This window comes from Lactiplantibacillus sp. 7.2.4, assembly GCF_018991185.1.
Lineage (GTDB): Bacteria > Bacillota > Bacilli > Lactobacillales > Lactobacillaceae > Lactiplantibacillus > Lactiplantibacillus pentosus.
Genome location: NZ_JAGYGS010000066.1, coordinates 1 through 16,680, shown reverse-complemented (window position 1 = coordinate 16,680; position 16,680 = coordinate 1). Strand labels below are relative to the sequence as shown.

The window sequence follows — 16,680 nt, the reverse complement described above, 5'->3', positions numbered from 1 at the left end:
GAAAAAGAGCCATTCAAGCACCATCGTGTGAATGACTCTTACTATCGATATCAATAAATTTATTTCGACCGCCGTTTGCGTCAGGGCTTACCCCCATCACCGCTACAGCCAATCGTGATATTACATGTTTTCTGGTTCGTGTGGTAACCGGCCCCAGAAGTCCGGCTTGTTGGTCTGACGGGCCCGGGCAATCGCCATGTCATGGAAGTTGACATCGTCGGTGATCGTCGAACCGGCCGCGATAAATGAATGGTCCGCCACTTCGACCGGCGCAATGATGTTGGAATTGCTACCGATGAAAGCTGAGTCGCCGACATTGGTATGATGCTTGTTGACGCCATCGTAGTTGACGAAGACGACCCCACAACCAACGTTAATATCTTGACCTAACGTTGCATCACCCACATAGGTCAAATGACCGACCTTAGTCCGTGCACCGATTTGGGCCTTTTTGACTTCAACAAAGTTCCCTAAATGCACGTGTTCGCCAATTTCAGCTTGTGGCCGTAAATGACTGTACGGGCCAATATTACTGTCAGCATGCATGATTGAATCTTCGAGGAAGGATGCCGTGACCCGAACTCGATCTTCAATGACCATATCGTGAATCTCAGAATGAGCGCCGATAAAGCAATCTTCACCAATCGTCGTCTTGCCCTTAATCAGGACACCTGGTTCCACGATGGTATCCGCACCAATCTTAACGCCAGCATCGATGTAGGTGTCTTCAGGATTAATAATCGAAACGCCATTTTCCATATGCTGTTCGTTGATGCGCCGTTGCATGACCTTCGTCGCTTGTGCCAATGCAGCGCGGGTATTGACCCCCATGGATTCGTCAAAGTCATCCATCTGGTAAGCGGCAACCACGTCACCCTGGTTCTTCATGATCTGAATCACATCCGTCAGGTAATATTCACCCTGCGCATTGTCATTCGTCACTTGATGTAAGGCGGCAAACAGCTTCTTATTATCGAAGCAGTAGACCCCCGTGTTGATTTCGCGAATTTCTTGTTCTTCCTTAGTGGCATCTTTTTGTTCAACAATCTTTTCAACGATGCCTAACCGGTTACGAACGACCCGGCCATAGCCTTGAGGGTTCGGAGCTTGTGACGTCAAAATCGTCCCAGCAGCACCCTTGGCTTGATGATATTCAAATAATTCTTCAAAAGTTTCAGCTTTAAATAGCGGCGTATCACCACTAACGATCAGCGTCATCCCGTCGGCGTCCTTCAACAATGGTTCAGCCTGTAAGACGGCGTGTCCCGTTCCGAGTTGTTCCGCTTGAACGGCATATTCAGTCCGGTCGCCCAAGGCTGCTTCAACGTCTTTCGCACCGTGACCCACGATTGTGACGATGTTGGCCATGTGTGTGGCTTCAACTTGGGTCAAGACGTGGTCGACCATTGATTTACCACATACCTGATGTAAAACTTTGACTAGCTTGGATTTCATCCGGGTCCCTTTACCGGCGGCCATGATGATTGCATTTTTGGTTGTCATTACAAATTTCTCCTTAGTCCTCAGATAAGTCAATCATATCAAAAAAACGCTTGGGATAACATACTCGGCTAGGCTTCCGCACCGAAAACTTTTTCCAAATAATTCCCCGGAATGACCTTGATGGCCTTGTCACTATCACTCACGTTGGTCACTCGTAATAACGACGTGTAATCATCGATTAAACGATTGCCGACGAAGCTTGCTTCAGCAAAAACTGTGATACCAATCAAATTAGCGTCAAATTCTTCAATCAACGTCTTCATCCCGTTGATCGTGCCGCCGCCCTTCATGAAATCATCCACGATGAGCACATTGGCGCCTTCCGTCAAACTCCGCTTAGAAAGTTCCATTTTCTTGATTCGTTCTGAAGAACCAGAGACATAGTTCACGCTCACTGTGGAGCCTTCGGTAATCTTAGAGTCATTACGCACGATGACGAATGGCACGTTGAGATAAGTTGCGACACTTTGTGCAATCGGGATTCCCTTGGTTGCCACCGTCATCACGGCATCGATCTTTTGATTCAAATATTGAGTCGCAATGACCCGGCCAACTTGGCGTAAAATATCGGGTTGCCCCAAAATATCTGACAGGTAGACGTAACCCCCAGGTAAGACCCGGCTCTTGTCCGCCACCTTAGTCGTCATTTCTTCAATAAACGTCTGCGCTTCTTCCTTTAAAATATATGGGATGAAACGGGCGCCCCCAGCAGCACCGGGAATGGTCTCCAAGATTCCTGTTCCCCGGGCCTGAAAAACCTTCTTTAAGATCGTTAAATCTTCACTGATCGACGACTTTGCGGATGCGTACCGTTCCGCGAAGTATGTCAATGAAACTAATGTATGGGGACGTTCCAACAAATAACGCGTCATATCAATCAAACGTTCGCTTCTACGTACTTTCATATCTTCCACCTCAACCTAAATCATCATTTTTAAAGTCTATGCAAAATGATAACACAAACGTTCGGAAATAGGCTAACTTTTTAACACTTTTTTACTAAACCATCGGAATTTCTTAATAAGATTGCCAATTGTCTTGTCTGTACAGCTCAGATTTGGCGAATTCGAGAACAATAAACTTGGGCGACTTAATGGCGTGTGCCAGGAAGATCCATCGTTTATACGACGTAGAGGCGCAAAAAGGTTCGATTGGGTGGCCTCTGTTTACACCTAAAAAGCCCAGAACGTGTAATTTTGGAATCGTTCTGAGCTTTCAAGCACTTTATTTTATTGGCTTCTGCTTATTGAATCGTTGTCGTCCCCAAACAAACAATAGGATATAGACGACAGTGCTTACCAAATTACCGACTAAACTGGTTATCAGTTCTCGAACGCCTTCGCCCAGTACTAGTGCAAAGGCTAACCGTACAATAAAGTAGCCAGCTGGTATGATACTACCAACTAAATTCGATTTGTTGCGTTTTCCCAGTAACTAACTCCAGACTCCTAAGCCCAGCGTAATAACCATTACTAACACACCAATAGTTGCACTAATTAACAACGATACCCCCTACTAATCTTGATGTTTTTCCTTAAGATGACTTCATACCGATGATAGCGTCACTTTTCAATCTTCAGCCGTTTGTTCAACCTAACTATCCGAAATTAAGGTTTTTATCTAAGCTGAAGCTCAGATAAAGTATTATTTTACAATATAAACTTCAAAAATCCTTGGCTTACCACCAACCATAAATTGAACGACATCCTTTTCCCAAAAAGGTAAAATATCATCCTCAAAACTGTCCATTATTAAACTTTTTAATTTTGGCTTTTTATTCATGAAACGCCCATATTCATTTATTATTACTGCAATTTTTTGATTGGGTATCCAGCTCAAGTCTGTCATCCAATCTGAATAGGCAGCAAAGCCTGCATAATCAGGCATTTTAAATTTTTTACCCATAAAATTCAGATATTGACGAAATGTGCAAATTTTTTTGCCAGGGATTGTAACAACAAAATAGTTTAAATCATTCAATCGTTCTTTCAACGACACAAGCTCAACTTTATCGACATATGAAATGGTGTTTTTTTTCATTATTATCACCTCACCTAACTTTCACAAAGGAAGCATAGTGATTACTCGTGTAATATACATGCTCTTTGCTATCTATCAAAAAAAGTTCCGCATCTCGGGATTTATTTGGTATCCTATATTTTTCGATTAATGAGGCTTTATACAATAAATCCATCTGGCTTTTGTTAGATATTGTCAATTCAATTAGTAAGTCTATACCTTACCAGCCCTATTTTTTTATTTTAGGATAGGGTGTAACCACAATTCCGTAATATTTCCATCATCATCAATTCCCATTATAGTGCGTGGAAAAAATTCCACATAACTATTTTTAAGAGAGTTATTTTCTCCCCCAAATCTAAGCCACCCGTTGCTTATATCGTAATCAGTTTTCCATGAGTTTGCATCAGTTATCCTCTTGCTATCGCCAGGATTTATGTCTTCATCCAAAACAACTTTACCTTGATGGGCTTTCGGAGGTATCAATATACTCGATTTCCAATTAAAATTATGATGAAATCCCCAAACTTGCGTAGACTCACTGTTCTCCGAATCAAAACCAATATATATATATCCCACTAAAATAGTTATATCAGAATTTACACTTGGTTCTGACACAAACTCATGTGAGCTTTCTAGATAAATCAGCTTTCCAAAAGTATTAATTTTTGATTCAATGACTTCAAACATGTATTTTCCTTTCTACTCAGTAAAATTGAAATGTACAATTTTATTTGTATCTAAATCTACTGCCAGCTCCCAAAAGCCTTAACCACGACCATTAAACGAACCAGGCATATCCCAACGCAAGCCATTAGACAATGAAGCATCTTTACAGGAATTCTTGCATCCATAATTTCTTGTGTTAACAAGTTAGTTCCTTCTGAGCCAATATAAGGTCTCCAGCGTTGACACCTTTCTTAATTATATCTTTTGCATGATTGCGAACTGTTTTGATCATGGTTAACTCCGTTGATTTCGGTAGCTTTAAACCTCCGACCCTACTGGGATTCTTTGTCTTAGTACCTTTACGTTTGGCCGGATTCTTGGCTTTAGAACTCTTCCGCTTGCCCGACTTCTTTTTAGTTGACCTCAAGTTCAAAATTCAGGAAAATATCAATTCTCAAATGAGCTAGATTCTTAATATTACTTCATCACCACTAGTTACCGGAGACCCTGACTAAAACAGCGCGATGTATGTTACTTTAGTTATTCATCTTCATAAATTACTGTTCCTAATTTGATTGGTTCAGCCTCAAAAAATAAGATCTGAGTGAGTATAAAAGCTCATTCACATTTTATTTTTGGATATTATGAGTAATATCCCGGGTAATGTCAATTCCATGAATAAGTCGGGGACTACTTTCAATTATCTTTAATATAATTTTCCGCATCATCAATAAAAGACGTTAATTTCAAATCTGGATACTTTTTATCTAGTTCCCTTAAACAAGATATAAATCTCTTACTTTGCAAATTGTCGGAAACATAGTCAAAAACAGAACTAATCAATAATACATCATCTTTAGAACAATTCATCAAGTAATTAATTGTTTCATACTCGTTTTTTGATAAAATAATTGTTAATTCTTCCCAGCTTCGTTCTAGTCCAAAATCATCATCTTGATTTATACTTCTTCTTTTTTTAAGTTTTCTTGAACTTCATTTGAAATACTCATAAACTTTTCTCCTATCACAAACGGGAAGTTACAACACAAACAAAAAACTAGCCGTCCCCCAAATTCCCAATGAATTCCAGAAACGACTAGTAACATTTTAACGTATCACAGCGACCTGCTTAAATTCCGCAAGTCACCCATTTTTAAAATCATATCACCGAACAAGGACAGCCCAACTAGCTTCCGACCCGGAGCCGCTGATAGACCAGCGCAGCAAAGTAGAACAAGCATTCGATGGCCGCGATGAAGAAGCTGACGGGTAAATTCGTGATGTAACTTAAGTACAGTCCCAACCAGACGCCAATCAGCGCAAAACTGATTGCGAGGAAGATCATCTTGCTGACGGTGTGCACGAAGTAACGCGCCGCCGCAGCGGGTAACGTCAATAGGATGAAAATCAGTAGTGACCCCACGATTTGGGCGGCAACGCTGACGCTCATTGCAACGAGGACTAAGAAGACCACTGAGATGCCAGTCGTCCATAAGCCGCTCACCCGGGCACCAATCGCATCGAAGGAATCAAATTTGAGTGGCCGGTACAAGCCCAACATCACGAGTAAGACGATGGCCGACAAGATTGCGACCCGAATGACATCCGCGCTAGCAATCCCAATCACACTCCCAAATAGAATGCTCGTCGCATAACTCGAGGTCTGATTAGATAGCGACAGGAATAGGATTCCTAAACCGATAAACAGTGCGGAAATCGCAGAAATCGAAGCTTCGCGCCGCGATTGTTTCACACTCATCTGCCCCACGATGACCGAACTGATGACGGTAAAAATCAGCATCCCACTCAGTGCCGTCCAGCCCATGAAAATCCCGAAAGCCGCTCCGGCAAAGCCGATTTCAGACAACGTGTGGGTTAAGAATGATAGGTTTCGGGCAATCACAAAGACCCCAATCGTCCCACAAATAATCGCAATAAATGTCCCAGCCAAGTAGGCATTACGCATGAAGACTAAACTAAACATTGACATTCGTGACCTCCTTGAGCTGTTCGACCGACATATCAGCGATGTTGCCAAACTGTTGCTGGCCCGGTTTTAGCGCCAAATAATGTTTGGCATACTGCTTCGCTAATGGTAAGTCGTGGGTGACAAAGAAGACCGTAATGTGACTCGTCTGGTTTAAATTCTGGACTAGATCTAAGAGTTCGTACTTCATTTCGTTATCGAGGCTGGCTGTCGATTCGTCCAAAATCAAGAGTTGTGGTTCCTGGACGATGGCTTGGGCGAGATAGGCTCGCTGCTTTTCACCACCAGAAGCCATACCAAGTGGGCGATGGCGCAACTTTTTAAGGTTGGTGACTGCTAACGCCGTTGTGACCTGGCGATGTTCGGCCTTCGACAGCCATGGCTGCCACCCTTTCAAATTCAGACCGACAAAATCCTCAATCGTTAGTGGATATTCTTGGTCCAAATTACGAAATTGGGGCACGTAGCCAATCTTGATGGCTTTTTTATTCGGATAATAGGTGATTTGTCCCGCCGTTGGTTTCAACATGCCGAGCAATGCCCGAATCAGGGTGGTCTTGCCGACCCCATTCTCGCCAATCACGGTCAAAAAGTCGCCTTGTTCAATTTTAAAATCTAAATCTTTAAACACCTGGTTGTTTGGAAAACTAATTCCAAGGTGTTGGACGGCAATTAACGGTTCCGTCATAACACTACCCCAACTTTCTCAATTAAAGTAAATCGTAATGATTACTATTTTAGTTTACCTGAAAGCCATTATTTGTCAATAGGGCCACTGGTACTATTTCAATCGCCTAGAAAGCGGATTCATCACCGCGGTTTCAAGCTTAATTCGCAACTGACGCCCGCCACATTTTTTCAAAATAAAAAAGACCTAGATTTTCTGAGCAAGGTCTGGTCATCATTATTCAATTAAAAGTCCTCACGCTAACTCAAGCCAACTTGTTCTCGCAAGAATTCATCAACAACGGCTTGGTAGCGGTCAGGATGCGTGCGAATTGCTTCCACGTGGCCCGCATCTGGGTCGATATACAACCCCTTTTGTTGTGGCAACTGGTTATACAACGCGTGGGCGTTTCGGACGGGAACGGTCTGGTCCTTGGACCCATGAATCATCAAGATTGGCAAACCACTCGTTAATACTTGCTGTAAAATACGGCCGTCTTTGAAGCCATAACCCGCGCGCACGTGTGCCAACTGATTTGCGACCGGCATGATTGGATAAGCCGGTAGATGGAATTTGTGGGTTAGCCGAAACTTGGCTTCATCGTACAAATCCGCATAACCACTATCCTCAACGATGGCTTTGACGTTAGCAGGCAGTGGTTCCCCGCTGGTCGCCATCACCGTGGCCGCGCCCATCGAGATCCCCATCAACACAATATCAATATCGAGGCCTAACTGGTTGAGCGCCATCGTGATCCATCGTTCATAATCTAACCGATCCAACCAGCCATAACCAATCGTGTGGCCCTGACTGTCGCCAAATGCCCGTGCGTCCGGCATCAGCACATCATAGCCCAAACTCATGAAAATCCGAGCATACGGAATCATCTGCTCACGTGAATGTCCAAGGCCGTGCGCTAAAATCGCCAGCCGTCCCACCGTTTTAGGGTTAGGAATATAAGTTGCCGCTAAGTTAAGGCCGTCAAATGACTGAATCATCCACTGTTGCTTCGGTTGTTTCAAATACCAGAAATTTTCAATCTCCGTATTTTCAGCATGCGACCGTTCCTGCCCTTTCTGCTTCTGAGCATCACTCACATGCATGGCAAACTTGTACGCCACTAACCCGCCAAACAACGTTCCTGCATAGGTTGCGGCACCCACGACACCTGCTAGCTTTAATCCGAATTTCGTCGACTGCTTCATCCCAACACCTCCGTTACCTTTTATTTAAGCATAATCCAGCCAAAATTGCTTTGAAAATTGCTCAAATTATGATTGTTCGTGACCGGTTTGGGACATATTGGGTGCGGTGGGTGGCTGAATAGGGCGTTTGGGATTAACCATAATACGGAGCGGTATCCACTGACGCATTGCTGAAGCGTGTTCGGTAAAACTAGGATGCCAATTAATCCCCGGTGCTCAGCGGATAACTTGCTCGTATTTGTGCGACTGCCACCCACTCCTGCCGCATTGCCGAAACGTGTTCAGCCGAACTGGGTCTCCGGTTAGCTACGCCCCGACGCCAAGCGGATAACCCACCGCTTAACGCCGGGGCTAGGCTAATCCTCGACCCAAACCGTTCGACTTCACACTCTTTCTAAACGTGCTCAGGGCCGCTAAAGCCTGTGCTTGCTACGCTAGCGGACCAATGCACAAATCGCATTCATCCACTAGCTAGGCAATGCTCGACTTCAACCCGCGGCTCCTCACACTCTTTCCGTCAAATTCACCGGTCTAACCAAATAAACCTCACGGCAAAAGCCCTTAAGCGAGTTATAAACGCGCTGTGCCCGTGACTGCTTTCGGCAGACGCCGAACACCGTTGGACCCGTGCCACTCATTTGAGCGGCGTCCGCCCCAAACGTCAATAACTGCTGCTTGATTTGCAAAATCTCTGGATAGCGCTTGGCCGTAATCGGCTCCAACACGTTGCCCATATTGGCAAAGATCGCCTCAAAGTCTTGGTTGCGAATGCCTGATAGCAGGCCATCAATATGGGGATGCACTGCGATTCGGTCATAATTGACTTGCCGTAAGATATTCGGCGTGGAAACGCTGATTTTCGGTTTTGCTAAGACAATCCACATCGGCGGTAATTTAGGCAACGGCGTCACGACTTCACCCTTGCCAGTGACGTGCGCCGTCTGACTGTAGACACAATACGGCACGTCCGAATCGACCTGCAATCCTAGCCGTGCTAACGTCGCTAAGTCTAATCCTAACGACCACATGCGGTTCAACCCGCGCAGAACTGCCGCAGCGTCCGATGAGCCGCCACCCAAACCAGCCGCTACTGGAATGGCCTTTCTGATCTTGATTCGCACACCCCAATCAACGTGACAATACCGTTTCAACACACTCACCGCTTGAAAAGCTAAGTTACGGCGATCATTCGGCAAAAAGCCACTATCGGTAACGACCTCGATTCGATTCGAATTCAAGGATTCCAACATCACGTAGTCGGCCAAATCAACCGACGTCATCACCATATCCCACTCTTTGTCACCATTTGAATGCTCAAATAAGGTATCCAGCCCTAAATTAATCTTGGCTGGTGCTTTTTCAACGATTTGCACGCGTCTCACCCTCTTCCATGACCGCGATTACCCGGGGTCGCTGACTTACTTTGATACAATTATACTAATATCAAGGCAAAATAAAAAGACCTTGCTGGGGGTCTTAATATTGAGAATTCACGAGACGCGAATTAAGCTTCAGTTGTTTCATCGTCAAAAGCGATTTGAACGTTCTTTGTCAGAACATCGGTATAACTGTAGGAGACCCGTTCAAATGCGTTTTCTTGTTGATCTAAATCTACAACAAATACGGAACGGTAAGTTTCTTTTAACACACCGTGGCGTTCAGTTGTCTTCTTGCGGCCGGCCTGGGCAACGACCTTCATGCGTTGGCCGATCCGTGAGTCAAGTTTATCTTTAATTGCAGCTAGTGAAATTGGCATTGAGAATCCTCCTCATGAAAGACACTATACTAGCTTTTCACAAAAAAGTCAACATTATATCACAAGGTTTTCTAATGTGCAACAATTTTATAACAGAACAATCTAGAGTAAATCAGCCTGATGACATGCATCCGTCAGCGTGATAAATTCATCGACCGTTAGCCGTTCTGCCCGGATCTTCGGGTCAATGGCCGCAATCTCAAGTGCCTGCTGAATTGCCGTCTTGGTGTCAGGTTGCTTACCAAATAAACTTTGCAGATTGTTCCACAAATTCTTTCGGCGATGAGCAAACCCAGCTTTGACCACCTTGAAAAAGGCTGCTTCGTCAAATGGTACGTGGGTCCGTGGTGGTAACGCCGTCAACTTCACAATTGCTGAATCAACGTTCGGCGCTGGGACGAAGACGGTCCGCGGAACGACCATCGCCATTTCAGCAGCCATCCGACACTGGACCGCAATCGTCAGCGCCCCATAAGCTTTTGTCCCTGGTTCCGCTGCTAACCGGTCAGCGACTTCTTTTTGCATCATGACCACGATGTTTTCAAAGGCAACGTCGCCCGCCAATAGGTTCATCAGAATTGGCGTTGTAATGTAATAAGGTAAGTTGGCGACTAGCTTCAACGGCCGCTCGTTATCTAAATGTTCACTGATCATCGCGGCCAGGTCAGCCTTCAAAATATCTTGGTTAACGACCGTTACATTGTCATAATCCGCTAGCGTTTCATCCAAAATTGGCAGTAACCGATCGTCAATTTCAAACGCCAAGACATGGTGGGCTGCACGGGCCAAATATTCAGTCAACGCACCAATCCCCGGGCCGATTTCAATCACATTATCTTTGGCGCCAATGTCCGCCGTTGCAACAATGTTGTGTAAAACGTTCTGGTCAGTCAAAAAGTTCTGCCCCAGACTCTTTTTAACTTGTAATCCATACGTGTGCATAATGGCCCGCGTGCGGGCGGGATTAGCAATATCTAAATCTCTACTCATAGTTACTCCTCTGTCGTCAGTTGATCCACCGCCGCCCAAAAATCAGCGGGCTGAATCTGAAATAGTTGCAGGCGTTTGGGTAATTGCTTCCCATTCACGTAGCCAATACCGAGCCGCTCGCCGAGTTGTTCACGCCGTTTACGGGCAGTCGGGCCCGCCAACAAACCGGCCTGAATCAGGTCATGTTGCGTGATCAACGGTTGAGCCTCATCGACTTGTTCGGTATACAAATGGACAAGTGCGGCTTGAATTGCCGCTGGACTCGCATGTTCCACGCCCAGACTGCCACCCGCCTTAGTTGGTACGCCCGCTTTACGCGGCAAAAAGGCGTGTTTGACCCCCGGAACGGCTGCCGAAATCGTCTTGCGAATCCGCTCCCCTGAAAAATCTGGGTCGGTAAACACGATCACGCCCCGACTTGCCTGTAACGTCTTAATCTGGGCCAACGTCGCTTCTGAGATGGCTGAGCCATTCGTTTCCAATGTATCTGCATCAACGGCGAGGGCCAGACGTTTCGTGTCATCCTTGCCTTCGACGACGATTACTTCTTTAATCTTCTTCAATCTTAAAAAATTCCTCTGCATTTTGATAAGTTTGCGCCGCAATGGCTTCCGGCGTCATTTCACGTAACTTGGCAATCGCTTCAACCACATAGCGCGTGTACCCGGGTTCGTTCTGCTTGCCACGGTATGGTTCCGGCGTTAAATAAGGGGCATCCGTCTCCACTAGCATTGAATCCAAAGGCGTCTGTTTGACGGATTCGTGGACTTCATGGGCATTCTTGAAGGACGCTACCCCACTGTAAGAGATGTGCATGCCTAAATCCAAGAAGCGTTTCAGCCATTCCGGATCACCATTAAAACTATGCATGACACCACCCGTATCACGAATGTCAGCCGCCTTCAAAATCTTGTACGTATCTTCGAAAGCATCCCGGTTATGCACAGAAATCGGCAGTTGCATGTCTTTGGCAATCGCGACTTGGCGTGCAAACACCTTTCGTTGCACGTCTTGTGGCGACGTATCCCAATGATAGTCCAGGCCAATCTCACCCAACGCAACGACTTTTGGCTGTTGTAGCTGGTCAATCAAGACTTTTTCCGCTGCCTGATCATAATTCTTGGAATCTTCTGGATGCCAGCCCACGATGGCGACGAGCTGTGGATAGGTCTCCGCCAGTTTAATCGCATCGGCGTTCAGTTGTGTATTCGAACCAACGATTGCCATCCGCGTCACGTCAAGGTCAGCCGCCTGTTGCAAGTAACGCGGCACTTCCTGGATGAATTCTTCACTATTTAAATGGGTATGAGAATCAAAAATCCGCATGTAATAACCCCTTTTCGACTTTTGTTATCTTAGTTGATTTTACCATGGGACGCAAGTTTTCGGAAAAGATGCTGGTAATTCTAAAATAAAAAAGCCCGGGTTCCCCCAGGCTTTCAAACACAATTAATGACGTACACGTCGCCAATACAGCTCCGCGTACACCACCGTCATCACGACGACCACACCTAACATGTATACGGGCAATGCCACGATACTACCGTTGTGGAACCAACTCATTAGGTACGTTAGCACACTCACTAGCAGATAATAACCCAAGCTAAACCAGCCACTGGCACTACCCATCACCGTCTCATAGCCAATCAATGCACGATTCAACGCATTCGGCAAGGTGATGTTCAGACCTAAGAAGGCCAAAAAAATCCCAATCAGCATTCCAATGATGTGATTGCCAACAGCGCTCATCACCAAGCCAACCGTCGCTACTAAACTCAATCCCAAGCCACTTAAAGCAACCTGCATTGGTGACCAATAGTTGACAAGCCAATTCACTAGCAACGCACCCAGCAGACTGGCCGTAGCTAAGACTAAACCGAGACTACCGTATTGCACAGCACTAAAGCCAAAGTACGTTTCAAATATAAACGGCGCTTCAGCGTAATAACTAAACAAAATACCATTAATACCACTAATCAATAAACCGTAACACCAGACCACGGGATCGTGCAACAATCGTGAAACGATAGCACTTTGTTGCCGCCAAGAGGCCACTTTGACCGCTTCTGGCCGAGTCTCCGGTAAGCAACAACCTACGTACAGCAGTATTGCGACTGCCATCATGCTCAAGATAGAGAAGACATGCTGATAGCCGAACACAGTCTGGACGCCACCTCCGATGAGTGGTCCGAGGGCGGGCGATAGTGCCATGGCTGCACTCACCTTAGCAAATATTTTTGCACCAGAAACACCTGTAAAACTTTCACGCATAATGGTCTGTGTCACAACCGAACCAGCACTAGCACCGAAAGCTTGAATCAAGCGGCAAACCAATAACCAAGTAAAGCTTGGACTCAGATATAACCCTAAATTACCAATCAAATAAAAGGCTAATCCACCTAACATGGCATCACGTCGCCCGCGATAGTCAGCATATTCCCCCCAAAAGAGCACCCCAACTGCAAAAGCCACAAAGTAACTGCTCATGGTTAGTTGGCTGTGGCTGGCGCTAACGTGCATTGCCTGACTGAGTGCTGGCAAGATTGGCGTAAAAATTGATTCACTGATTTGCGGGAATCCCACTAATGTGATTAACAGTAATAATGATGGCACTTGTTTTTGGACGTTTTTCATTTAATTAAGTCTCCTAAATTTAATTAATTTGCGGAAAAACGTCCTTTTCCATCTACGGAGACGCATACGAGAATCTGTTCATACTTCATATGTTCTCACCTCATTTCTCGTTCGTACTACTGTACGGGAGATTAACCCATTTGTCAAAAACAACTGAAATAACAATTGAATTACAAACAAAAAATCGAGCTCACTGTTTCAGTGCGCCCGATTTTTATTCAACATCTAGTTTTAATTACGAAATCAATGATCCGTTGACCATATTATCTGGCACGGTGATCAATTGGACCTTACCGTCGTGTTCCGCAGACAATAACATGCCTTGGCTCATCTCACCACGTAACTTCCGTGGTTTCAAATTACCAACAATGACAACTTTCTTACCAATCAATTCTTCTGGTTCTGGATACCACTTGGCAATTCCAGACAGAATCTGACGGTGGTCAGCGTCACCTGCATCTAGCCGGAATTGGAGGAGCTTGTCAGCACCCTTCAACTTCTGGACCGTGATAACTTCCGCAACTTTTAGTTCGACCTTATCAAAATCATCAATACTGATTTCTGGTTTGGTCAAGTTTAAGTTAGTTTCGGCTGGATTCCAACCTTGTTCGACTTCAGCTTCATGCTTAGCAGCTTCCATTGCTTTACGTCCCTTCTGCTTGTCGGACTTCGTCATCTTAGCCTTTAAGAAGGCAATTTCTTCATCCATATCAACCCGTGGGAAGATTGGTGTCCCCTTCGCAACGACTTGGGCTCCGGCTGGTAAATCAGCGAGTTGTAAGCCTTCGATTGCCAAAGTGTCCACATCTAAGCCCAATTGGGTGAAGATTTCCTTTGGCGCATGCGTCATTACTGGACTGATCAAGCTAGCGATAACTCGTAAACTAGCTGCTAAGTGGGCCATCACACTTGCCAACTTATCAGCGTCCGCCGCGTCGTCGCTCTTAGCTAATTGCCAAGGCGCCGTTTCGTCGATGTACTTGTTCGTCCGACTGACCAACTTCCAAACTTCACCGAGTGCATCGGATAAGTGCAAACTATCCATGCAAGCGTTGAAGTTTTCGATGGTTGTTGCTGCAGTGGCTTCCAAATCAGCGTCAAATTCAGTGACACCGGCCTTGAAAGCAGGGAGTTTGCCATCTTCGTACTTATTGATCATGGCAATCGTCCGGTTCAATAAGTTACCTAAGTCGTTGGCCAAGTCATAGTTGACCCGCGCCACGAAGTCTTCAGGTGTAAATAAGCCATCGTTCCCATAAGGCATGGCCTTAACGAGATAATAGCGCAGTGCATCGAGACCATAGCGTTCGACCAAGGTTTCAGGATAGATAACATTACCCTTCGACTTGGACATCTTGCCATCCTTCATCAGTAACCAGCCGTGGCCGAAGACCTTCTTTGGTAATGGTAAGCCGAGTGCGTGTAAAATGATTGGCCAGTAAATCGTATGGAAACGCACGATTTCTTTACCAACCATTTGGACATCAGCGGGCCAGAACTTGTTGAATAAGTCCTCTGAATCACCCGTTGCATAGCCTAATGCGGTGATATAGTTCGTCAATGCGTCGATCCACACGTAGACCACGTGCTTAGGATCACTCTTAACGGGCACGCCCCAAGTAAAGCTGGTCCGTGAAACCGCTAAGTCTTCCAGACCAGGCTTGATGAAGTTGTTGATCATTTCAGTCATCCGATTGCTTGGTTCGATAAAGTCAGGATGTTTCTGATAGTAATCTAACAACCAGTCCGCATACTTGCTCATCTTAAAGAAGTAGGACTGTTCCTTGACCAATTCGACTTCGTGGCCGCTTGGTGCTTTCCCACCAATCACTTTGCCGTTATCATCGCGGAAGACTTCAGCTAACTGTGTCTCAGTGAAGTATTCTTCATCGTCAACTGAGTACCAGCCTTCATATTCACCGAGGTAAATATCGCCATTCTTCAACAAGCGGTCAAAGATTTCTTGAACCGCGCGTTCGTGATAATCATCCGTCGTCCGGATAAACTTGTCATTAGAGATTTCGAGTAATTTCCATAAATCTTTAATTTGTTTAGCCATCCCATCAACGTATGATTTAGGATCAGTATTCAATTTTTCTGCTTTTTCTTCAATCTTCAGGCCGTGTTCATCTGTCCCGGTCAAGAAATAGACATCGTAACCCATCGCCCGTTTGTACCGTGCAAGCGTATCACACGCAATGGTCGTATATGAGTTACCGATATGTAATTTCCCCGAAGGATAATAAATCGGCGTCGTAATGTAATAAGTTGGTTTTGTTTCTGCCATGACGTAAGTTCCCTTCAAACTGGTTTTGATCAATCGTTAAACATGTCTTTATTTTAAAAATCCATGAACAAATCACACCGTGTGCCAGACGATCGTATTTATCCAAAATAACACACGCTAGACACAATGTGTAGAATCTCTTATATTGTATCATATTTCCTCTGCAGATTAAGAAACGATAACAAAAGAGTTGCTCAGACCACTAAGACCTTAGCGCAACGACTGCTGAGCCGGACGCTAAGGTCTTAATCATTATCGCAATTCTTCAGTTCAAAAGCGGCCAGCTTAGACCCGCTGGAAGCAGTGCGAGTTAGCATAAATCTGCAGTGTTGATCTCGTCCTAGTCCGGCTTCCAGGAATTTCTGACAACGCTGGAACGCGATGGACACAGATTTAAGCCGAAAGCCCACGTCTTAAATACTGGTCTTCCACTAACCAAGCACAAAACGCTTGCTAAGTGGAATTTCATCGCTGAGCATTGTCAGAAACACCTTCCAGCCGGGGATGGTATTCGCAAGGCAGACATTTGCGGACCCAACTTTTTGTTAGATTAGTCGTTGATTCCACAGTACAGGGTCATTTTGACATTCAACTGTCAGACTAGTCTCTAATGATAGCTAAGCTTCCTAACCCATGGTTTAACTTTTCTAATCAGCGGCTTCACGGAACTTACCAGAACTTTCTCTGATCGTTTGAGATAGCAAAGTCTCAAATTATAAACGAAGGTAATTTTATCAACTAAATTCAAGACTAATGTCCGTTGAATCTTGCGAATAAAATTTAACTGATTTTTTCAGTGATTAAGTGTGATAAAGCATTATTGAGGCCAATTAAAAGTTTGCTTGAAGGACCAGTCATTTAATATCCAGTGGTCAATTGTACCCAGATAGGTGGCCGTTCATCTGCCATTCGAGCGGGTTCCCGACTGTCCGGGCTGCCGGACAATGCTCAAGGGCGAAATTC

14 protein-coding genes and 1 pseudogene are annotated in these 16,680 nt (G+C 45.1%); all 15 read right to left on the bottom strand.

The window, feature by feature from the left end:
- Positions 1-120: 120 nt before the first annotated feature.
- Complete coding sequence (glmU, locus tag KGF70_RS14540; protein ID WP_122211224.1) at positions 121-1,503, bottom strand: bifunctional UDP-N-acetylglucosamine diphosphorylase/glucosamine-1-phosphate N-acetyltransferase GlmU; 1,383 nt, start codon at positions 1,501-1,503, stop codon at positions 121-123.
- Positions 1,504-1,571: 68 nt separating this feature from the next.
- A complete protein-coding gene (gene purR / locus KGF70_RS14535) occupies positions 1,572-2,408 on the bottom strand; it encodes a pur operon repressor (protein WP_050337741.1) in 837 nt (278 codons plus the stop codon).
- Positions 2,409-2,727: 319 nt separating this feature from the next.
- A pseudogene (locus KGF70_RS17430) lies at positions 2,728-3,006 on the bottom strand (hypothetical protein).
- 141 nt (positions 3,007-3,147) lie between these two features.
- Entirely contained in the window at positions 3,148-3,543 is a 396-nt protein-coding gene (locus KGF70_RS14530; protein ID WP_181185323.1) for a hypothetical protein, read from the bottom strand.
- A gap of 216 nt (positions 3,544-3,759) precedes the next feature.
- Positions 3,760-4,212: a hypothetical protein gene (locus KGF70_RS14525; RefSeq protein WP_216769249.1), complete on the bottom strand. Its 453-nt coding sequence runs from the start codon at positions 4,210-4,212 to the stop codon at positions 3,760-3,762.
- A 1,165-nt stretch (positions 4,213-5,377) separates the two neighbouring features.
- The gene (locus KGF70_RS14520) at positions 5,378-6,175 is read right to left on the bottom strand and encodes a metal ABC transporter permease (RefSeq protein WP_033618651.1); all 798 of its coding nucleotides are present in this window, start codon (positions 6,173-6,175) and stop codon (positions 5,378-5,380) included.
- Positions 6,168-6,866, bottom strand: a complete 699-nt coding sequence (locus tag KGF70_RS14515; RefSeq protein ID WP_021336944.1) for a metal ABC transporter ATP-binding protein — start codon at positions 6,864-6,866, stop codon at positions 6,168-6,170. Before KGF70_RS14515 ends, KGF70_RS14520 begins: the two co-directional genes overlap by 8 nt.
- Positions 6,867-7,105: 239 nt before the next feature.
- Positions 7,106-8,050: an alpha/beta hydrolase gene (locus KGF70_RS14510; protein WP_021336945.1), complete on the bottom strand. Its 945-nt coding sequence runs from the start codon at positions 8,048-8,050 to the stop codon at positions 7,106-7,108.
- Positions 8,051-8,553: 503 nt separating this feature from the next.
- On the bottom strand, positions 8,554-9,423 hold the full coding sequence (gene ispE, locus KGF70_RS14505; RefSeq protein WP_216769247.1) for a 4-(cytidine 5'-diphospho)-2-C-methyl-D-erythritol kinase: 870 nt from the start codon (positions 9,421-9,423) through the stop codon (positions 8,554-8,556).
- 131 nt (positions 9,424-9,554) lie between these two features.
- On the bottom strand, positions 9,555-9,806 hold the full coding sequence (locus tag KGF70_RS14500) for a Veg family protein (protein WP_003637638.1): 252 nt from the start codon (positions 9,804-9,806) through the stop codon (positions 9,555-9,557).
- Between the two features lie 102 nt (positions 9,807-9,908).
- Positions 9,909-10,796 (bottom strand): 16S rRNA (adenine(1518)-N(6)/adenine(1519)-N(6))-dimethyltransferase RsmA, encoded by an 888-nt coding sequence (gene rsmA, locus KGF70_RS14495; protein WP_216769245.1) that lies wholly within the window; start codon positions 10,794-10,796, stop codon positions 9,909-9,911.
- A 2-nt stretch (positions 10,797-10,798) separates the two neighbouring features.
- Positions 10,799-11,359 carry a ribonuclease M5 gene (gene rnmV, locus KGF70_RS14490; RefSeq protein ID WP_301554465.1) on the bottom strand — a complete coding sequence of 187 codons (561 nt, stop codon included), beginning with the start codon at positions 11,357-11,359 and terminating at the stop codon, positions 10,799-10,801.
- Positions 11,346-12,122, bottom strand: a complete 777-nt coding sequence (locus tag KGF70_RS14485; RefSeq protein WP_050337745.1) for a TatD family hydrolase — start codon at positions 12,120-12,122, stop codon at positions 11,346-11,348. The genes rnmV and KGF70_RS14485 overlap by 14 nt, the downstream gene beginning before the upstream one ends.
- Positions 12,123-12,245: 123 nt before the next feature.
- On the bottom strand, positions 12,246-13,430 hold the full coding sequence (locus KGF70_RS14480) for a multidrug effflux MFS transporter (protein ID WP_101872777.1): 1,185 nt from the start codon (positions 13,428-13,430) through the stop codon (positions 12,246-12,248).
- Between the two features lie 235 nt (positions 13,431-13,665).
- A complete protein-coding gene (gene metG / locus KGF70_RS14475; protein ID WP_003637631.1) occupies positions 13,666-15,717 on the bottom strand; it encodes a methionine--tRNA ligase in 2,052 nt (683 codons plus the stop codon).
- Positions 15,718-16,680 lie beyond the last annotated feature (963 nt).